This is a genomic window from Mesorhizobium sp. CA4 (assembly GCF_020165075.1).
Lineage (GTDB): Bacteria > Pseudomonadota > Alphaproteobacteria > Rhizobiales > Rhizobiaceae > Mesorhizobium.
In genome coordinates, this window is sequence record NZ_JAIUHK010000024.1 from 44,399 (window position 1) to 62,244 (window position 17,846).

The following is a 17,846-nucleotide window of genomic DNA, read 5'->3' on the forward strand; positions in this document are numbered from 1 at the left end:
TCAGGCCTCCACGGCGCCGTAAACGAGCTTGTCCTGGCGGGCACGCAGCTCGGCGATCTTCGAGCCCGGCGCGGGCGCCGCGTTGGCATAGGTGATGAGCTCGCCCTTCTTGATGGGCGCAGTCACAGAGCCGCCCTGCAGCAGGCCGCAAGGGACAGCGCGTGCCGCATGAGCTTCCGGCGCCGTCATGATCCAGGCGCGGTAGCAATATTCGCCGATGGCATCGAGCTTGTCGCCGGGCTTCAGATCCTTCTTGGCGACGGCGCAGACCTCGGCCACGGGCTTGGCCAGCGGCACCATGTCGGCCTTACCGTAGAGCACGACACGGGCGCAGGTCAGCGGCACTTCGAGCGAGGTCAGGTGATAGGGGCGATGGAAGGTGAAATACGGGCCCTTGCCCATCTTCAGGTCTTCCATGCGTTCCGAAATGCGCGGATGCGACATGTCGGCGACGACGAAGACGCCCGGCGCCACGCCCTTGCCGATCGAATAGTCGACGACGCCGACCTTCGACAGCACGCCGCCATCCTTCTCGGGCACCAGCACCTTCGACAATTCGCCCAGCGTCGCGGACGGGCCGTGCATGCCCGGCTTGTCGGGGACCAGCCCGGTCGCGTTGGCGATCGCCGCCATCTCGACCATGGTCTTCGAACCATCGACGAATTCGACCAGCATGCGCACATTCATATGCCGGCGCTTCGCCTCCTCCTCATAGTCCGGAGGCGTGGCATCGATGTTGAGCGGGTTGTTCTTGCCCTTGCCGGCGGCAACGATCGGATGGCCCATGGCGGAGACGAACTCGATCAGCTCCATGCAGGAAGACGGCTCGTCGCCGGCGCCCAGCGAATAGGTCACGCCGAGGCGGTCGGCTTCGCTCTTGAGATATGCGCCGATGGTGACGTCGGCCTCGACATTCATCATCACCAGGTGCTTGCCGTGCTCCATGGCACGCAGGCCGATCTCGGCGCCGACCGCCGGAACGCCGGTCGCGTCGATGACGACGTCGATGAGGTCGTTGCCGATAATCAGGCTGGAATCGCTGGTGACGGCGATCTTGCCCGCCTCCATGGCCGACGTCATCGCCGAGGCATTGGAGACCTCGCGCGCATGGCCGGTTTCCTGGAAAGCGATATCGACGGCCTTGCTGGCCGCGGGAAGGTTCAATTCGGAGATGGCACCGATCTCGATGCCGGACATATGGGCGACGCGGGTGACGATGTCGGTGCCCATTTCCCCGGAGCCGATCAGGCCGATGCGGATAGGCTTGCCGGACTTGGCTCGTTCCTCGAGATCGCGGGCAAGGCCCGTCAACGAAATATTGGACGCCATACCGTGTATTCCTCCCAATTGCATGCTGTTCGGTTGCTTGACCGGTATTGAACATATGTATTTCTGTCAAGACTAATGTCCAGCAATTGGTCATTAGTCGACGCTTTTGGAATGAGCGGGTTGCATGACGAAACGCCTCGAGAGCGACCGCCCTGTGCCGAGCCAAACGCGAGTGCTCGCGGCCGGCTGCCGGTCAAAGCCGCGCGGCAGTCGTTTGCGGACCGCTAAAAAGATATCTAGGCGGGAAATGTTACTGGCAAACGTCGACCCATACGGCGCCGACCAGATCGGCCATGCGCTGCGGCGTGATGCGCACCGCGGCATTGGTGGCGCCGGCGGCGGGAACGACTTCGTCGAAAGACTTGAGCGACAGGTCGCAATAGATCGGCAGCGGCGCCGGCAGGCCGAACGGGCAGACGCCGCCCGGCGGATGGCCGGTGACGGCCAGCACCTCCTCGCCGCCGAGCATGCGCGGCTTGCCGCCCATCCTGTCCTTGAATTTGCGATTGTCGAGCCGGGCGACGCCGCTGGTCACGACCAGCATCGTCTCCTCACCGATGCGCAGGCAGATCGTCTTGGCGATCTGCGCCGGCGTCACACCATGCGCCTCCGCCGCCAGCGCGACAGTCGCCGAGCTTGCCTCGGTGACGATGACTTCCAAGTCCGGTGCGTGCTCGGCAAAGAAGGCGCGAACCGATTCCAAGCTCATGTGAATTCCTCGTCAGGCCTGTCCAGTGTCTCTTTGTTTTTACGCAATTCCGGACGGAAAACCGCTCACACTTTTCCCGGATTGCTCGATCAGCAGCGGTGGCGAAGCCGATGTTGGCAAGAGCCAGCGCCTGCGCTGTGCAGGCACTAAACAGCCCGCCGGGCGAAATCCCGGCGGGCTCTTCGATGGGCGCTTTTCGCGTCTCTATTGCTGGGTGGGCCGGTTCTCTTCGGCCGGCACTCTAATCAATTCCTCTTCCGGCATCTGCAGCGCCGAAGCGATGCGCCGGAGCTTGGCGGGGTCGGCGTCCTTGCCGTCCTCAATATCGATGATCTCGCCCACGGCGAGGCCGCAGGTCAAAGAGAGTTCCTCGATCGTATATCCCCTCGTTTCGCGAGCGGCTTTCAACGGGTTGAGGCCGGACGCGGCAATAATGTTATTCGAAACAGCGTTTCGTGCGGTGTTGGGCATGGCAACTCCTTGGGATGAAACAGGGTCTGATGAAATGGTGTTGCCTGAGACGGGCGCGAGAATGCTCGTTAACAAATGATTTGCCAAGAGCACCGATGCGGCGTCACGCCATCGTGAAGCGGCGTTTAGGCCGTGCCTCAGGCTTTGCACAATGTAAGGTCGCGCGGCGTTCAATCAAGTTCTTTTGAAAGGTCCGAGACCGGATTTGCCGGCAATTGTCGACGTCCCGATTCGTTCGCTTTTCCGTCACCGGCAGCCGACAGACGGCGCCGGAAGTTCTCGGAAGGACCCGATGCCATGAATTTGAAATCATTCGCAATTGTGCTTGGCACAATCTCAAGCGTCATCGGCGCGACGCAAGCATGGGCGGCGGATGCCGCACGGATTCGAGGCACTGTCGTCAGCCTTGTCGGATCGACGCTGACGGTGAAGGACCGTGACGACAAGACCGATGCGATCACGCTTGCCGGTCGCCAAGGCATCGGCAGCCGATATCAAGCAGGGTGATTTTCTCGGCATCGCCTCGATATCCAAGGCCGACGGCGGCATCGGCGCGCTGGAAGTCGTGATCTTTCCCACCGCTCTGAAGGGTACGGGTGAAGGCGACCGCGACTGGGATTTGCAGCCCAACAGCCGCATGACCAACGGCACGGTCGCCGACGTCACCGAGATCGAGGGCCGCACGGTCACGCTCACCTATGACAACGGCCAGAAGAAACAGATCGCGATCCCGCAGACCGCACCGATCGTGACATTCGCCAGCGCCACGCCGGCGGATCTCACGCCGGGCGTCGCAGTGTTCGTCAACGCCGAGCGCGGTGGCGACGGCAAGCTCGTCGCCAATCGCGTCGTGGTCGGAAATCACGGTGTCGCGCCGCCTATGTGAGGCCAAGCGGCCGCACCCTCGGATTTCGAAAAGATCGCGCAATCTTCACCCGTCAGGCCGGGCGCGGCGCATGAGGGCCTCTCAGAAATAATCCAGAAACAAAAATCTACATTTGGGAAAAATTGTCGAAAAAAACCAGGAGGATAGTCTTTTTCGCGAGGCATAGGGTCACCGATTTGCTCCGGTGGATCTCGGAACGCCCGCTTAAATAAGGAAACGAAGTCATGAAGAAGTCCCTCCTCTCCGCGCTCGGGCTGGCTCTGGCTCTGGCGTTCACCATGCCGATCCTCGGCGCCACCAGCGCCGACGCGGCTCCGATGAAGAAGCACCATCATTATCGTCATCACCACAGGCATCATCACAGGCATCATCACCGCCATCACCGCCATCATCACCACACGAAGATGGCTCCGAAGAAGTACTGATCGTTCCCTTTTGCCGATAGGAAGGCAGGCCTTCGCCACCAGAGCGGACCGGCCTTCCCATCGGATCTTCTGCTTAAGCATCCGGTGATGTCGAACCGCGCTCCGGAATGTAGCTGATGACGCCTGCGCTGATCTGCTGGCCGGACATGGCCTGGTTCCGGCGGTGGGCTCGTGTCGTCCTGACGCTTCGTCACCCGGCTCTCGTTACCCGCTTCGCCCTGAAGCTCGGCCATCTGCCAAATCCCGCCGCTCCGACGCGCTATAGCTAGTTGATGTTGTGGTGGAAGATCGTCGACCGCCATCCGCGGTTCGTGACGCTGACGGACGAGCTGGCGGCCGAGTTAGCCGCTTCTAGGCTATGGCGCGGAAGTCGACCCGAAGAGCCGGCTCAAGCTTGCGAACTGATCGCCTGTAGCCACGTGGCATGGAAATGGCGGCTGTCGAGACGGCCGCCATTTCTGTTTCAAATCCCGCCGATCGATCAGCGCCGGCTGATCAAAAGGCCGGCAAGCAGCCCGGCCACGACGAGGCCAACGGCGGCAGCCGTCGCCGGATGGTCGCGCGCCGTACGCTCGATCGCCCTGCCCCTGCGCCTTATTGCCGGCAACGCCTCTTGGAGGCGTTCGGCAAGTTGCGAATAATAGTCGGACGCCGCCTCGCGGCTATCCTCGTAATAGGCGTCTCCGCGCCTGGCCAAAACTTTCTTGAGATCGTGCAATTGCCGCGAAAGCGCCGCGACCTGCTTGTCGATATCAACGTCGGAGAGGTCCGAGAACGATGCCATGCCTGTTGTCCTTCTCTTCGAGAAGGCCTAACGCACGGACGGCGAGCCAGTTCCTGCGGGCCGACCGCGCGGCGTCAAGTCGATGACGACCCGTTCAACGAACCTGGTCGAGCAGGCGCTTGCATTCCAGAAGATCGAACAGCGCCTCCTGCAGCAAGGCGCGATTGTCACGCGACAATTTCGAAGAGTCGGGTTGAACCGGACCTTCGTCGTCGCTCTTGCCGAGGCCGAAGAAACGGCGGCTGGGCTTCACCTTCGGCTGGCCGACCAGCGCGTCGTCGTCGCCGCGCGGCTGCGCGGCCGCAGTCAGCGGCACCTGCTCGGCCTGGCGGCGCTGGGCGATCGCCTCCACGGCGGCCATGTCGCCACTGCCGATCGCGACCAGAAAATGGTTGCCGTTCTCGCGCAACAGCTTCTGCACGCCTTTGATCGTATAGCCCTGATCGTAGAGCATATGCCTAATGCCCTTGATCAGCTCGACGTCTTGCGGCCGGTAGTAGCGCCGGCCGCCACCGCGCTTCATCGGCTTGATCTGGGTGAAGCGCGTCTCCCAGAAACGCAGCACGTGCTGCGGCAGATCGAGGTCTTCCGCGACTTCGCTGATGGTGCGGAAAGCATCGGGGCTCTTGTCCATGGGCCAATCCTCCACACTGGACCACGATCCGGGCATGATGCCGAATCGCGCCTTATTTCAGCGATTTATGGAACGATATTCAAGCCCGGCTTCAAAACCGCCGGCAGTTTTCAACCGTATTCGCCAGCAAATTATTTGCCGCCCTTACCCTTGCTGTTCTGGTGCGAACGCAGGATCCGGTTCTTGAGCACATTCGACGATTTGAACGTCATCACCCGGCGCGGCAGGATGGGTACTTCCTCGCCCGTCTTGGGGTTGCGGCCGATACGCTCGTTCTTGGAACGGACGTGGAAGGTGGCGAAGGAAGACAGCTTCACCGTCTCGCCGCGGACGATGGCTTCGCAGATCTCATCCAGGACGGCCTCGACGAGCTCCGCCGATTCAGTTCGCGACAAGCCGACCTTCCGGTAAACGGCCTCAGCTAGGTCGGCACGCGTAAGTGTCTTTCCCCCCATGCGACCGTCCCATCTGCTCGCAAAACGTAAATCGATACAGGCAAAGGCAGAGCCTAAGTAATTGATCCGGCAAGGTCAAGAACCGAACCGGCGAGTTCGGCACTTACCAGCGGAGCAGTACCGCGCCCCAGGTGAAGCCTCCACCCATCGCCTCGAGAAGCACGAGGTCGCCCTTCTTGATGCGGCCGTCGGCGACGGCCACCGAGAGTGCGAGCGGCACCGAGGCAGCCGAGGTGTTACCGTGCAAATCGACGGTGACCACCACTTTCTCTTCGGCAATCCCGAGCTTCTTGGCGGAAGCGTCAATAATCCGTTTATTGGCCTGATGCGGCACGAACCAGTCGAGGTCCTCGGCCGTTATGCCGGCCTCGCCAAAGGTCGCCTCGATGACATCGGTGATCATGCCGACGGCATGCTTGAACACTTCACGGCCTTCCATCCTGAGATGACCGACGGTTCCCGTGGTCGAAGGGCCGCCGTCGACGAAGAGCTTGTCCTTGTGCACGCCGTCCGAGCGCAGACTCGCCGCCAAAACGCCGCGATCGGTGATCGCGCCGGCGCCGTCTTCCGCTTCGAGTACCAGCGCGCCGGCGCCATCGCCGAACAGCACGCAGGTCGAGCGGTCGCTCCAGTCGAGGATGCGCGAAAATGTTTCCGAGCCGATCACCAGGACGCGTTTGGCCAGGCCGCCACGGATATAAAGATCGGCGGTGGCAACGGCGTAGACGAAGCCCGAGCACACGGCCTGCATGTCGAAGGCAAAGCCGTGATGCATGCCGAGCCGGTTCTGGATTTCGACAGCCGTCGCCGGGAACGTGTTGTTGGGCGTCGAGGTCGCCAGGATGATGAGGTCGATGTCGGCGGGCGTCATGCCGGCGCTGTCGAGCGCGGCGCGCGCCGCCGCCTCTCCGAGCGAGGCTGTCGTCTCGTCGTCGGCCGCGACGTGGCGCTGGCGAATGCCGGTGCGCTGGACGATCCACTCGTCGGAGGTCTCAACCATGCCTTCGAAGTCGGCATTCTTCATGATGCGGCGGGGCAGCGCGGCACCGTTGCCGCGCACGACTGATCTGATCAAGGCTCTTTCCTATTCCTCGGCGTCGGCGACGACGCCGGATTTCCTGTTTGCCTGCGCAGTCGGGTTGCGCGCATGGAACAGATCGAGGTCGGCCTCGATCCGGTCAAGCAGATTGTTGCGCACCATATCGTAGCCGAGCTCGATGGCAGCCGCGAAGCCATCCGAATCGGCGCCGCCATGGCTCTTCACCACGATACCGTTCAATCCCAAGAAGACGCCGCCATTGGAGCGACCGACATCCATCTTTTCGCGCAGCCTGTCGAAGGCGCCTTTGGCAAAGACATAGCCGATCTTGGCCATGAGCGTGCGGCTCATGGCGGCGCGCAGATAACCGGCGATCTGCCTTGCGGTGCCCTCGGCCGTCTTGAGCGCGATGTTGCCGGCAAAGCCTTCGGTGACCACCACGTCGACCGTGCCCTTGCCGATGTCGTCGCCCTCGACGAAGCCACGATAATTCATCGAGGCCATGTTGGCCTCGCGCAGCATGCGGCCGGCTTCCTTGACTTCTTCCTGGCCCTTGATCTCCTCGACGCCGACATTAAGCAGGCCGACGCTCGGGCGTTCGATGCCGAACACCGAGCGCGCCATGCCGGTGCCCAGAATGGCGAAATCGATAAGCTGATGCGCATCGGCGCCGATGGTGGCGCCGACATCGAGCACGACGCTTTCGCCGCGCGTCGTGGGCCAGAGCGCCGCGATCGCAGGGCGGTCGATGGTGGCCATGGTGCGCAGGCAGAATTTCGACATCGCCATCAGCGCGCCGGTGTTGCCGGCCGAGATGCAGGCCTGCGCGCCGCCGTTCTTGACCGCCTCGACGGCCTTCCACATCGACGACTTCCAGCGGCCGTGGCGCAAGGCTTGGCTCGGCTTGTCGTCCATGCGCACGGCGACCTCGCAATGGACGAACTCGCTCACCTCGCCCAGTTTCGGAAACTTGGCGAGCTCGGGTCGCACCACGTCTTCGCGGCCGTAGATGACGAAGCGGATGTCAGGACGGCGGATGGCGACGGTCATCAGAGCCGGGATGATCACGCTCGGTCCGTGATCGCCGCCCATGGCATCGATGGAAATCCTGATCACGTAGTATTTTTCTCACGGTTTGCCTGGCTTGCATCGGACGCCTGCCAAGGTAAGGGGGCTCGCGAAGGTTCGGCGAAAATAGCGGTTTTGCGCCTGCGCACAACCAACTTTTCCAAAAGCCGGGTCACTCTGAGGATTTTCCAAGCAGCGAACGCAGCTTTTTCTGGAATTCGCTTTCCTCAGCCTGGTCGCCACCGGCGACGTCCAGCGAGGCTCCAGACTTGCGCGGATAAGGGTCGATCGCCAAGCCGAAAAACTGTTCGGCCAGCGCGCCGACGTCGATGGTGTCGCCGGAAAATGTCTCCGGACTGTCCGGTCCGTCGGCGTCGAGGATGATCTCGCCTCCGACTTCGAAACCCTCGCGCCCAAGTTTCGACTGCTCGGGCAGAAACAGCGCCTCGACAGGCTCGTCGATATGCGCGGTCACCGGATCCAGGGTGACGATGCAGGCTTGCGTGATGTCGGCCTCGACGCGACCGGTGACCTTGACGCCATTGCGCTTCCAGGAGGCCACGAGCAATTCGGCGCGATAGCTTTCAACCAAAAGCAGGTCGTATTCGGCGGCAAGCGCTTCACGCTGGCGCTCATCGGCCTCGACTAGGACAGGCAGGCCCCTTTGCGGCAGCCGCGCGACATTGGCGACAAACGATACCGGGCTGCGCAATTCGGCGTCTTTCATCACGGCCTCCTTCACGCGACGCCGGCGGCCGGGAACGCGGCAATGCCGGCTGTGATCGATTCGGTCGGCTGCGCGGCAAGCTTCTGCGAGGCCTCGCACACATAGTCCGCCAGCAGCGGCGCCTGCGGCCAGGAACCGGCGTCCGGCCTGACGTTGCGAGCGAGCGCCGCCGCAAGGGCCACCCGATCGTCCTGCCTGAGCGCGTCGTCATAAGCGGCCGTGCGGCCGTAAAACATCTTTGCCAGCTTCTTCATGCGTTTGGGCACGCCGACATCGCTGATGCCGAGTTCGCGCAGCGAATGCTCGACATCGAGGAAGAATTCGTCAATCAGTACTTGCGCGACCTCGGCGGCCACACCTTGCTCGCCATGCAGCCGATGCTGGATGAGATACATATGCAGCGACAGCATTTCGAAGCGGCCGAGCGGCGTATCCGGCACATTCCAGTCGGAATAAAGAACGGTTTGCCGCGCCGCCGCCACGATTTGTGCGTAGAGCGCGTCGGTGATAGCGCGGTTGGCATTGCGTTCGCGGCCAAAAAGGCGCTGGAACATTGAGGGCGGTCTCCCGGGGACCTGTTGTTTAATTTGGCCTTGTTGCATCGGCATCGAAGCTGGTTTACCGGTTTTGCGGCCCAGCGCAAGTTGCGGGGATGTGATGGAGAATTGTTGTTGGGTGCGCTGAAATTCAAGTCGTTCTTTGCGCCCGCCCCGATGGGCGTGGCCTCGCTGCTGGTCGTGGTATCAGCGCTTTCCGCCTGCAATTCGTCCAAGATGTTCGGCGATCTCCATCCAAGCGAGACGCTGACGAAAGGCTACGTCATCGACCAGCAGGCGATCGATTCGGTGCCGGTCGGGTCGAGCCGCGAGCAGGTGCTTTTGGCGCTGGGCACGCCGTCGACGACGGCGACCTTCGATAACGAGGCCTTTTACTACATTTCGCAAACGCGCAAGCGCTACGTCGCCTTCGACAATCCCCACATCGTCGACCAGCATGTGCTGGCGGTCTATTTCGGCGCCGACGGCCGTGTCACCCAGATCGCCAATTACGGTCTCAAGGACGGCAAGGTCTTCGACTTCATCTCGAGGACCACGCCGACCGGCGGCAAGGACCAGAACTTCCTCAGCCAGATCATCAACGGCGCTAGCAAGCTGGCGCCCGGCATCCCCGGCGGCGGTGGCGGCGGCACGCCCTGAGTTCGTTCGCCCGGCAACCTGACTGAACGAAAGACCCTCGATCGACGGTCTTTCGTTGCCTGCCGGCGACCGGCCGACTGCGCTTGCCTATGCCCGCATAGCCACGTATGACGCTTTGGCGATTTCCGGGGGGCTGGATATGAGCAACGACGATCGTACTATAACGCAGGGCTGGATGGCGACCGGCACGCCTGACCAACAGACGGTGACGCCGGACTGGCTCGCCATCGATGCGCCGCCGATCGAGGGCGTCACATTCAAGGAAATCAGGTCCGTCGCGACTTCCAACGGCTACCTGACCGAGATCTTTCGCGAGGAATGGGCTCTCGATCAGTCGCCGGTCGGGCAAGTTTTCCAACGCACGCTGTATCCGGGCGCGGTGACGGGCTGGCACGCACATGCGGTGACCCTCGATCGCCTGTTCTGCTGCGCCGGCAGCGTGCGAATATCGCTTTTCGACGGACGCAAGGCCTCGCCCAGTTTTGGCACGGTCTGGCATAAGATCGTCGGCGCCCTGCGACCGGCAATCGTCACCATTCCGCCTGGCGTCTGGCACGGTGTGGTCGCGCTCGGACCGGAGACGGCGTTGCTGCTCAACCTCGTCGACAAGGCTTACGCCTATGACGCTCCCGACCATTGGCGCCTGCCGCCGGACACAGAGCAGATCCCCTACAAGCTGGTGTAGCGTGGAACCGGCCGGCCCCCTCACGCCAACCGGAAGGCTCGAGCCGCTGGTCTCGGTCGTGATAGCGACGCACAATCGTCCGGCGGTGCTGCATCAAGCCCTGAAGAGCCTCATTGGCCAGACTCTGCAGGACTGGGAAGCCATCGTCATTGGCGACGCGTGCCGGCCGGACACCGCGACCACAGTCGCTGCTTTCGGCGATGCCCGCATATCCTATATCGATCTTTCCGTGAATTTCGGCGAGCAATCGGGGCCGAACAATATCGGCTTTGCCAGAGCACGCGGCCGTTTCGTCGCCATATTGAACCATGACGACCTCTGGTTTCCCGACCATCTGACGTCCATGTGCGGCTGGATCGACGCCACCGGTGCCGATGTAGTGATCGCCCGAGGTGCAGTCATCGAGTCGTCTGCCAGCAAAGGCTCCAGGCATATGATCCTCGGGATGGGGCGGAACGGCTTCTATGACCCCGTCACCACAGTCGGATTCGGCTCCGCGCAAATGATCCGGCGGACGTCGCTGCCGAGGCTTGGGCCATGGCGCCCCGCCAGCCAATGCGTTTGCGAGAGTTCCCAGGACTGGCTGTTCCGTGCCTGGCGCAAGGGTGCGGTGATTGCGACAATGCCCCATCTGACCGTGCTCATGCTGCATTCGGGCAAGCGCGAAGGCAGCTATGCGCGAGATACGGCACGCGAGCAGGAAGAACTGATGGACGCGATGAATGCGCCAGACGCGTTGCGCGTCAGGATTCTCGGCAACGCCGGGGAACCGGTTCCCCTCAAGCGCTCCCGCTACCTTAAACGCAGGCTTCTGGCCATGTTTGGCATACATCCGCGGGCGCGTTCCTTCTGCCACCAATATCGCCGCGGCGCGTTCATTGCCATGCTGCGCCAGACACGCGGCTTACCGCCAATGCCCGAGCGAGAACCGGACGCCGACGCGTTGCTGGCCCGCTATCGTCATAGCAGCGAAAGGTCCGAAGTCAGCTGAGTGCCCCACCGGCACGCTGAATGCATGACGTCACGCCGAAAAACAAAGCCCGCGGGATCGCTCCCGCGGGCTTTGTGCTGGAATAGCTGCAATCAGCCGTGCGCGAGTACGGCGAGCAGAAGCAGCGCGACGATGTTGGTGATCTTGATTGCCGGGTTGACGGCCGGACCGGCGGTGTCCTTGTAGGGGTCGCCGACGGTGTCGCCGGTGACCGAGGCCTTGTGAGCCTCCGAGCCTTTCAGGTGCTTGACGCCGTTCTTGTCGGTGAAACCGTCCTCGAACGACTTCTTGGCGTTGTCCCAGGCGCCGCCGCCGGAGGTCATCGAGATGGCGACGAAAAGACCGTTGACGATGACGCCGAGCAGCGAGGCGCCGAGCGCCGCGAAGGCCGAGGCCTTCGAGCCCGAGATCAGGAGCACGCCGAAATAGACGACGAGCGGCGCGAGCACCGGCAGCAGCGACGGGATGATCATTTCTCGGATCGCCGCCCTGGTCAGGATATCGACGGCGCGCGCGTAGTTCGGCTTGGAGGTGCCGGCCATGATGCCCTTGTCCTCGCGGAACTGCTTGCGCACTTCCTCGACGATGGAGCCGGCGGCGCGGCCGACGGCGGTCATGGCGATGCCGCCGAACAGATAGGGGATCAGGCCGCCGAAGATCAGGCCGGCGACGACATACGGGTTGGAGAGGTCAAAGGAGATCTCGCCCATGCCCTGGAAATAGGGATATTTGTCGCCATTGGCGGCAAAGAACCGGATATCGTTCGAGTAGGCCGCGAACAGCACCAGGGCGCCAAGGCCGGCCGAGCCGATGGCATAGCCCTTGGTGACGGCCTTGGTGGTGTTGCCTACTGCGTCGAGCGCATCGGTCGAGTGGCGCACTTCCTTGGGCAGGCCGGCCATTTCGGCGATGCCGCCGGCATTGTCGGTGACCGGGCCGAAAGCGTCGAGCGCCACGATCATGCCGGCAAGGCCGAGCATGGTGGTGACGGCGATCGCGGTGCCGAAGAGACCGCCGAGCTGGTAGGTGGCGATGATGCCGCCGACGATGACGATGGCCGGCAGCGCCGTCGATTCCAGCGAGACCGCGAGGCCCTGGATGACGTTGGTGCCGTGGCCGGTCACCGACGCCTGGGCGATCGAGTTCACCGGACGCTTGTTGGTGCCGGTGTAGTATTCGGTGATCACCACGATCAAACCGGTGACCAGCAGGCCGATCAGGCCGCAGATGAACAGGTTCTTGCCGATGACGGCGATGCCCCCGACGGTGCCGACCTCGCCCCAGCCGACCGTGGCGGAGGTGGCAGCGGCGAGACCGATGATCGACAGCAGACCGGTGACGATCAGGCCCTTGTAGAGCGCTCCCATAATCGAGCCGTTGGAACCAAGCTTGACGAAGAAGGTGCCGACGATCGAGGTCAGGATGCAGGCGCCGCAGATGGCGAGCGGATAGAGCATAGCCGCGCCCAGCGCGGCTGTGCCGCCGAAGAAAATGGCGGCCAGAACCATGGTGGCGACGACGGTCACCGCATAGGTTTCGAAAAGGTCCGCAGCCATGCCGGCGCAGTCGCCGACATTATCGCCGACATTATCGGCGATGGTGGCGGGGTTGCGTGGGTCATCCTCGGGAATGCCGGCCTCGACCTTGCCGACGAGGTCGCCGCCGACATCGGCACCCTTGGTGAAGATGCCGCCGCCGAGACGGGCGAAGATCGAGATCAGCGATGCGCCGAAACCGAGCGAAACCAGTGAGTCGATGACCACCCGGTCATTCGGCTGCAGGCCCATCGGGCCGGTCAGGATGGCGTAGTAGATCGAGACGCCGAGCAGCGCCAGGCCCGCGACCAGAAGGCCGGTGATGGCGCCGGACTTGAAGGCGATGTCGAGGCCGGCGGCGAGGCTGTTGGACGCGGCCTGCGCGGTCCGCACATTCGCGCGCACCGAGACATGCATGCCGATGAAGCCGGCGGCGCCCGAAAGCACGGCGCCGATCAGGAAGCCGATCGCGGAGGTGATCGAGAGCAGCCACCAGGCAAGCAGAAGCACGACGATGCCGACAACGGCGATGGTGGTGTACTGGCGCGCCAGATAGGCCTGGGCGCCTTCGCGGATGGCCGCGGAGATTTCCTGCATGCGCTGATTGCCCTGATCGGACGCAAGGACCGAACGTGTCGCCCAGATGGCGTACAGAACTGACAGCAAGCCGCAGGCGATGACGGCGGTAATGATGGTCATTGCCGGATTTTCCTCGATTGTTGGCCCAAAAGAACCCCTCCCTGGGCCGTTGGAACGGAGATGGATGCCGCGCACGGATTCCACCCCTTGGCTGGGGTGTATGCGAAACAGGGCTTGGAACGTCAAGATATTGTTCGGTTTTTGCCCGGCTTTCGCTGAAAAGAAGCGGGCAGCAAACGTTGTGCCAGCGCCAGGTGGGAGTTAGATCGATTGAAATGGCGTTGGAGCACCTTTCACCCAACCCGCAGACGTAGCGTTATTCCGTCCCCTGCCCCATGCGCCGCGCGGCGTAGCGTTCGGTGGCCGACAGACCGTCATAGATCAGCACGGCAAGCGCAGCGACGATCAGGCCGCCCTGCAGCACGAAGGCAAGGTTATTCGAGATAAGGCCGGCGATTATCACCTCGCCCAGCGTCTTGGCGGCTACTGTCGAGCCGATGGTTGCCGTGGCGAGGCTTATGACCACCGAGAGCCGGATGCCGCCGAGGATCACCGGAGCGCTCAGCGGCAGTTCGACTTTCATCAGTCGTTGCCAGCCGGTCATGCCTGCACCCCGCGCCGCTTCCATAACGTTGCCGGGCAATGTGGTGAGCGCCGTCAGCGCGTTCTCGAAGATCGGCAGCAACCCATAGAGGAAGAGCGCGATCAGCGTCGGCTTCTCGCCGAAACCCACAGCCGGCACGGCAAGCGCCAGCACGGCAACGGGCGGGAAAGTCTGGCCGATATTGACCAGGCTGCGCGACAGGGGCAGGAACTCGGTGCCGGCCGGCCTAGTGACCAGGATGGCCAAAGCCACCGCGATGATCGTCGCAGCAACCGTGGCCATCAGCACGATCCGTAGATGCTGCAGGGTCAGCGTCAGCAGGCTGCCCTGGTTGTAGATCGCCGGCGCGCCATTCTCGGTCAGTGGTTTCAGCAGCGGCTCGAACCAGTTCGGGCTGGTGATGAAGGCCACCAGCAGCGCCAGCACGGCCAGCCTCAGCAGCGCGGGCAGCCAGGCTTTCATTGCGGCCTCGCCGCGCGTTTCACAAGGCCTTCGACGGTGACGCGGCCGATGAGCTTGCCGTCGCCGTCCTTCACCGGCAGCGCGGGGCGGCCTGACCACAAGAGCTCGGCCAGCGCGTCGCGCTGCGTGGCGCCACCGGGGATCGCCTCGCCTTCGGCGCCGCCCGGCTCCACGGCATCCCGCACAGGCCCCAGCGACAGCAGCCGGAACGGCCTTTCGCTGGCGCCCACCAACGTCTCGACGAAGCTATTCGCAGGCCTCGCCAGAATCTCCGCTGGCTTTGCGTATTGCACCAGCTTGCCCGCATCCATGACGGCTATTTTGTCGCCCAGATGCACCGCTTCTTCCATATCGTGGGTGACGAGGATGATGGTGGTCCCGAAGCGCTTCTGGATCGCCAGCAGATCCTCCTGCGCCTTGGTGCGGATGATCGGGTCAAGCGCGCCGAAGGGCTCATCCATCAAAAGCACGTTCGGCTCGGCGGCCAAAGCGCGGGCAACGCCGACGCGCTGCTGCTGGCCGCCGGAAAGCTCATGCGGGTAGCGCGGCCCGTAAGCCTGCGGGTCGAGCTGGTAGAGCGTCATCAACTCGTCGACGCGCGCCTTGATGCGGTCTCGGTCCCAACCGAGCAGCAGTGGCACGGTGGCGATGTTCTGCGCTACCGTGCGGTGTGGGAACAGGCCATGCCCCTGGATGGCGTAGCCGATGCTGCGGCGCAGCTGATAGCCGGGAACCGAGCGGTTGTCGGCGCCGTCGAGCTTGACGACGCCGGAGCTCGGCTCGACCAGCCGGTTGATCGTCCTGAGCAGCGTCGTCTTGCCGGATCCCGACGTGCCGACGATGGTCGCGATGGTTCGGGGCTCGATGACCATCGAAACATCATCGACCACCGTCGTGCTGTCATAGCGCTTAGTGATACCTTCGATCTCGATCATGCCGTTTCGACCCTGCGCTTGGTGGCTGTCATCTCGATGACCGCGTCGAGGATGATCGCCGCAGCAAAGGCCAGCGCCACGGTGGGCAACGCGCCGAGCAGCACGAGGTCCATCGCCGTCTGGCCGACACCTTGGAAAACGAACACGCCGAAGCCGCCGCCGCCGATCAGCGCGGCAATGGTGGCAAGCCCGATATTCTGCACCAGCACGATGCGGATGCCGGTCAGGATCACCGGAAAGGCGAGCGGAAACTCGACATCGAAGAGGCGCTGGCGGTCGGTCATGCCCATGCCGCGCGCGGCGTCGTTGGCCGCGCGGGGTACACCAGCCAGCCCGACAACAGTATTGGCCACGACCGGCAGCAGCGAATAAAGGAAAAGCGCGACGAAGGCGGGCGCGGTGCCGATGCCCCTGATGCCGATCGTGGCGGCGCCCGGCACATGCAGGGCGAGCCAGCCGAGCGGCGCGATCAGCAAACCGAAGAGCGCGATCGACGGAATGGTCTGGATGATGTTGAGCACATTGAGCACCCCTGCCCGCAGCCTCTCGACGCGATGGCACAAGATGCCGAGCGGAATGCCGACGATCACCGCGCCTGCCAGCGAGCCGAGCGCCAGCGTGACGTGTTTGGAAGCTTGGGCCCAGAAACTGTCGGCGCGGCTGGCGTATTCCTTGAGGATGGAAAGACTATCCCAACGTCCCGAAACGAGCAACGCGGCAATGGCTAAAGCGGCCAGCACGAGCACGCCGACGCGCGCCCAGGGCGACAGGTTGAGCCGGGTCAACACGTCCGCGAGAAGCAAGGTAAAGGCAAAGATCAGCAGCCAGAAACCGGAGGCCGGCGAGACGCGGGCGAAGGTGTTGCCGGCGGGCGTCAGAAAACCGCCGGCAACACCGATCAGGATCGTAAGCGCGACCAGCGCCGCGCCGCTGGCCGCCAGCCTGAGGAAGAGCGGCGTCCTCAGCAGAGCGACGACGGCGGCGGCGATCACTATCGCCAGCAACAGCATGCCAGGCGCGGGCGGCAGCGCTTCGAGGATCGAACGCGCCTGGCCCGGCACGATGCGGTTGGCCCGGAACGTCGCGAACGGGGCGAGGAACGCGGCATAGGCCACGATCGCGGCAATGACGACGCCGAGCTTGTCGAGGCGCAGGGTCATCGACCCCCCGCCGAATAACGAAGTAGAGACCTCGCAACCGTTGCGTCCTTAAAGATTGGCGAAAGCCTACGCGACATCCAATCTACAGGCCGCACCTGTCCAACCCGCACTTGTGCTGCGATCTACTTCAAGAAACCGTTCTTCTTGAGGAAATCCTCCGCCACGCCCTTGGCAGGCTCACCACCTAGTTGCACGCGGCCGTTGAGCTGCTGCAGCGTGGTAAGGTCGAGCTTGGCGAAGACCGGCTTCAGCAGCGTCTCGATCTCGGGATGTTCCTTCAGCACCTTCTCGCGGATGATCGGCGCGGGCTGGTAGACGGGCTGCACGTTCTTGTCGTCTTCGAGCACGACGAGGCCGGAGGGCTGGATGCCGCCATCGGTACCATAGACCATGGCGGCGTTGGCTCCGTTCGTCTGGTTGGCGGCTGCCGCGATGGTCGCCGCGGTGTCGCCGCCGGAAAGCGTAATCAGCTGGTCGGGCTTCAACTTGAAGCCATAGGTGGTCTGGAAGGCCGGAAGGGCCGCCGCCGAATTGACGAACTCGGCGGAAGCCGCAAGCACCACCTTGCCACCGCCGGTGACATATTTGCCGAAGTCCGTCAGGGTGACGAGCTTGTTCTCGTCGGCCACTTCCTTGCGCAGCGCGATCGCCCAGGTGTTGTTGGCCGGCGATGGCGACAGCCAGACGATTTTGTTCGCGTCATAGTCGAGTTTCTTGGCGGTTTCGTAAGCCTTGGCGGCATCCTTCCAGACCGGATCGTCGGCCTTTTGGAAGAAGAAGGCGGCATTGCCGGTGTATTCGGGATAGATGTCGATCTCGCCGGCGGTGATCGCCTTGCGCACCACGGGGGTCGCGCCGAGCTGGATGCGGTCGGTCGTCTTGATGTTGTTGGCGTTGAGGACCAGCTGGATGATGTTGCCCAGCACCCCACCCTCGGTATCGATCTTCGAGGAGACGACCACCTGGGCACTTGCCGAGGCCGTGGCAATGCCGAGCGCGATCGCTGCTACGGCGAGCTTTCGGATTGAAAACATTGTGAAAATCCCTTGCTGTGAACCGAGTATCGGGAGGGCGCATATGAGCATGGCCATGACGGCCAGTCGGGGTATACG

At 63.2% G+C, this 17,846-nt stretch carries 21 protein-coding genes and 1 pseudogene; 6 read left to right on the plus strand and 16 right to left on the minus strand.

Annotated features, from left to right (window positions below; translation table 11 throughout):
• The 4 genes from LB528_RS19660 to LB528_RS30440 form a co-directional block, all read right to left on the minus strand.
• Window positions 1-1,329: an NAD(P)H-dependent oxidoreductase gene (locus tag LB528_RS19660; RefSeq protein ID WP_224715997.1), complete on the minus strand. Its 1,329-nt coding sequence runs from the start codon at window positions 1,327-1,329 to the stop codon at window positions 1-3.
• A 250-nt stretch (window positions 1,330-1,579) separates the two neighbouring features.
• Entirely contained in the window at window positions 1,580-2,038 is a 459-nt protein-coding gene (locus tag LB528_RS19665; protein WP_224715998.1) for a YbaK/EbsC family protein, read from the minus strand.
• A 204-nt stretch (window positions 2,039-2,242) separates the two neighbouring features.
• Complete coding sequence (locus tag LB528_RS19670; RefSeq protein WP_224509233.1) at window positions 2,243-2,509, minus strand: helix-turn-helix domain-containing protein; 267 nt, start codon at window positions 2,507-2,509, stop codon at window positions 2,243-2,245.
• A gap of 170 nt (window positions 2,510-2,679) precedes the next feature.
• On the minus strand, window positions 2,680-2,970 hold the full coding sequence (locus tag LB528_RS30440; RefSeq protein WP_224716028.1) for a hypothetical protein: 291 nt from the start codon (window positions 2,968-2,970) through the stop codon (window positions 2,680-2,682).
• On the opposite strand from LB528_RS30440, the pseudogene LB528_RS19680 reads away from it, so the two are divergent.
• The 3 genes and pseudogenes from LB528_RS19680 (at window position 2,855) to LB528_RS19690 (ending at window position 4,089) form a co-directional block, all read left to right on the plus strand.
• Window positions 2,855-3,395 (plus strand): annotated as a pseudogene (locus LB528_RS19680) (hypothetical protein). The gene LB528_RS30440 and the pseudogene LB528_RS19680 sit on opposite strands and share 116 nt — an antisense overlap.
• A gap of 224 nt (window positions 3,396-3,619) precedes the next feature.
• Entirely contained in the window at window positions 3,620-3,820 is a 201-nt protein-coding gene (locus LB528_RS19685; RefSeq protein WP_224715999.1) for a hypothetical protein, read from the plus strand.
• Window positions 3,821-3,936: 116 nt separating this feature from the next.
• Window positions 3,937-4,089 (plus strand): hypothetical protein, encoded by a 153-nt coding sequence (locus tag LB528_RS19690; protein WP_224716000.1) that lies wholly within the window; start codon window positions 3,937-3,939, stop codon window positions 4,087-4,089.
• Between the two features lie 212 nt (window positions 4,090-4,301).
• Here LB528_RS19690 and LB528_RS19695 read toward each other — a convergent pair whose 3' ends face one another.
• The 7 genes from LB528_RS19695 to LB528_RS19725 form a co-directional block, all read right to left on the minus strand.
• Window positions 4,302-4,604, minus strand: coding sequence for a hypothetical protein (locus tag LB528_RS19695; RefSeq protein ID WP_224509224.1), 303 nt, complete (start codon window positions 4,602-4,604; stop codon window positions 4,302-4,304).
• A gap of 94 nt (window positions 4,605-4,698) precedes the next feature.
• Window positions 4,699-5,238, minus strand: a complete 540-nt coding sequence (locus LB528_RS19700; protein WP_224509221.1) for a MerR family transcriptional regulator — start codon at window positions 5,236-5,238, stop codon at window positions 4,699-4,701.
• A 131-nt stretch (window positions 5,239-5,369) separates the two neighbouring features.
• Window positions 5,370-5,693, minus strand: coding sequence for an integration host factor subunit alpha (locus tag LB528_RS19705; protein ID WP_040983242.1), 324 nt, complete (start codon window positions 5,691-5,693; stop codon window positions 5,370-5,372).
• A 103-nt stretch (window positions 5,694-5,796) separates the two neighbouring features.
• Window positions 5,797-6,768, minus strand: coding sequence for a beta-ketoacyl-ACP synthase III (locus LB528_RS19710; protein ID WP_224509218.1), 972 nt, complete (start codon window positions 6,766-6,768; stop codon window positions 5,797-5,799).
• 9 nt (window positions 6,769-6,777) lie between these two features.
• On the minus strand, window positions 6,778-7,848 hold the full coding sequence (gene plsX, locus LB528_RS19715; protein WP_224509215.1) for a phosphate acyltransferase PlsX: 1,071 nt from the start codon (window positions 7,846-7,848) through the stop codon (window positions 6,778-6,780).
• Between the two features lie 124 nt (window positions 7,849-7,972).
• Window positions 7,973-8,527: a YceD family protein gene (locus LB528_RS19720; RefSeq protein WP_224716001.1), complete on the minus strand. Its 555-nt coding sequence runs from the start codon at window positions 8,525-8,527 to the stop codon at window positions 7,973-7,975.
• A gap of 11 nt (window positions 8,528-8,538) precedes the next feature.
• Window positions 8,539-9,081 carry a ubiquinol-cytochrome C chaperone family protein gene (locus LB528_RS19725; protein ID WP_224716002.1) on the minus strand — a complete coding sequence of 181 codons (543 nt, stop codon included), beginning with the start codon at window positions 9,079-9,081 and terminating at the stop codon, window positions 8,539-8,541.
• A gap of 159 nt (window positions 9,082-9,240) precedes the next feature.
• Between LB528_RS19725 and LB528_RS19730 the strand changes: the two genes are divergently transcribed.
• The 3 genes from LB528_RS19730 (at window position 9,241) to LB528_RS19740 (ending at window position 11,399) form a co-directional block, all read left to right on the plus strand.
• The gene (locus LB528_RS19730; RefSeq protein ID WP_224510451.1) at window positions 9,241-9,723 is read left to right on the plus strand and encodes an outer membrane protein assembly factor BamE; all 483 of its coding nucleotides are present in this window, start codon (window positions 9,241-9,243) and stop codon (window positions 9,721-9,723) included.
• Between the two features lie 139 nt (window positions 9,724-9,862).
• Window positions 9,863-10,408: a dTDP-4-dehydrorhamnose 3,5-epimerase family protein gene (locus tag LB528_RS19735; protein ID WP_224509205.1), complete on the plus strand. Its 546-nt coding sequence runs from the start codon at window positions 9,863-9,865 to the stop codon at window positions 10,406-10,408.
• 1 nt (window position 10,409) lies between these two features.
• Window positions 10,410-11,399, plus strand: coding sequence for a glycosyltransferase family 2 protein (locus LB528_RS19740; RefSeq protein WP_224716003.1), 990 nt, complete (start codon window positions 10,410-10,412; stop codon window positions 11,397-11,399).
• A gap of 92 nt (window positions 11,400-11,491) precedes the next feature.
• On the opposite strand, the gene LB528_RS19745 is transcribed toward LB528_RS19740, so the two are convergent.
• The 5 genes from LB528_RS19745 to LB528_RS19765 form a co-directional block, all read right to left on the minus strand.
• Window positions 11,492-13,633: a sodium-translocating pyrophosphatase gene (locus LB528_RS19745; RefSeq protein ID WP_224509197.1), complete on the minus strand. Its 2,142-nt coding sequence runs from the start codon at window positions 13,631-13,633 to the stop codon at window positions 11,492-11,494.
• A gap of 256 nt (window positions 13,634-13,889) precedes the next feature.
• Window positions 13,890-14,639, minus strand: a complete 750-nt coding sequence (locus LB528_RS19750) for an ABC transporter permease (RefSeq protein WP_224716004.1) — start codon at window positions 14,637-14,639, stop codon at window positions 13,890-13,892.
• Window positions 14,636-15,574, minus strand: coding sequence for an ABC transporter ATP-binding protein (locus LB528_RS19755; RefSeq protein ID WP_224716005.1), 939 nt, complete (start codon window positions 15,572-15,574; stop codon window positions 14,636-14,638). Before LB528_RS19755 ends, LB528_RS19750 begins: the two co-directional genes overlap by 4 nt.
• Window positions 15,571-16,734, minus strand: a complete 1,164-nt coding sequence (locus tag LB528_RS19760) for an ABC transporter permease (RefSeq protein WP_224716006.1) — start codon at window positions 16,732-16,734, stop codon at window positions 15,571-15,573. Before LB528_RS19760 ends, LB528_RS19755 begins: the two co-directional genes overlap by 4 nt.
• 122 nt (window positions 16,735-16,856) lie before the next feature.
• The gene (locus LB528_RS19765; RefSeq protein WP_224716007.1) at window positions 16,857-17,768 is read right to left on the minus strand and encodes an ABC transporter substrate-binding protein; all 912 of its coding nucleotides are present in this window, start codon (window positions 17,766-17,768) and stop codon (window positions 16,857-16,859) included.
• Window positions 17,769-17,846 lie beyond the last annotated feature (78 nt).

What these genes read in the sequence shown, in the direction of transcription:
- LB528_RS19745 (WP_224509197.1), bottom strand. Translation starts at nt 13,633, where the DNA reads ATGACCATCATTACCGCCGTCATCGCCTGCGGCTTGCTGTCAGTTCTG.
- LB528_RS19685 (WP_224715999.1), top strand. Translation starts at nt 3,620, where the DNA reads ATGAAGAAGTCCCTCCTCTCCGCGCTCGGGCTGGCTCTGGCTCTGGCG.
- LB528_RS19660 (WP_224715997.1), bottom strand. Translation starts at nt 1,329, where the DNA reads ATGGCGTCCAATATTTCGTTGACGGGCCTTGCCCGCGATCTCGAGGAA.
- LB528_RS19695 (WP_224509224.1), bottom strand. Translation starts at nt 4,604, where the DNA reads ATGGCATCGTTCTCGGACCTCTCCGACGTTGATATCGACAAGCAGGTC.
- LB528_RS19735 (WP_224509205.1), top strand. Translation starts at nt 9,863, where the DNA reads ATGAGCAACGACGATCGTACTATAACGCAGGGCTGGATGGCGACCGGC.
- LB528_RS19755 (WP_224716005.1), bottom strand. Translation starts at nt 15,574, where the DNA reads ATGATCGAGATCGAAGGTATCACTAAGCGCTATGACAGCACGACGGTG.
- LB528_RS19665 (WP_224715998.1), bottom strand. Translation starts at nt 2,038, where the DNA reads ATGAGCTTGGAATCGGTTCGCGCCTTCTTTGCCGAGCACGCACCGGAC.
- LB528_RS19760 (WP_224716006.1), bottom strand. Translation starts at nt 16,734, where the DNA reads ATGACCCTGCGCCTCGACAAGCTCGGCGTCGTCATTGCCGCGATCGTG.
- LB528_RS19700 (WP_224509221.1), bottom strand. Translation starts at nt 5,238, where the DNA reads ATGGACAAGAGCCCCGATGCTTTCCGCACCATCAGCGAAGTCGCGGAA.
- LB528_RS19750 (WP_224716004.1), bottom strand. Translation starts at nt 14,639, where the DNA reads ATGAAAGCCTGGCTGCCCGCGCTGCTGAGGCTGGCCGTGCTGGCGCTG.
- LB528_RS19765 (WP_224716007.1), bottom strand. Translation starts at nt 17,768, where the DNA reads ATGTTTTCAATCCGAAAGCTCGCCGTAGCAGCGATCGCGCTCGGCATT.
- LB528_RS19690 (WP_224716000.1), top strand. Translation starts at nt 3,937, where the DNA reads ATGACGCCTGCGCTGATCTGCTGGCCGGACATGGCCTGGTTCCGGCGG.
- LB528_RS19720 (WP_224716001.1), bottom strand. Translation starts at nt 8,527, where the DNA reads ATGAAAGACGCCGAATTGCGCAGCCCGGTATCGTTTGTCGCCAATGTC.
- LB528_RS19730 (WP_224510451.1), top strand. Translation starts at nt 9,241, where the DNA reads ATGGGCGTGGCCTCGCTGCTGGTCGTGGTATCAGCGCTTTCCGCCTGC.
- LB528_RS19705 (WP_040983242.1), bottom strand. Translation starts at nt 5,693, where the DNA reads ATGGGGGGAAAGACACTTACGCGTGCCGACCTAGCTGAGGCCGTTTAC.
- LB528_RS19670 (WP_224509233.1), bottom strand. Translation starts at nt 2,509, where the DNA reads ATGCCCAACACCGCACGAAACGCTGTTTCGAATAACATTATTGCCGCG.
- LB528_RS19725 (WP_224716002.1), bottom strand. Translation starts at nt 9,081, where the DNA reads ATGTTCCAGCGCCTTTTTGGCCGCGAACGCAATGCCAACCGCGCTATC.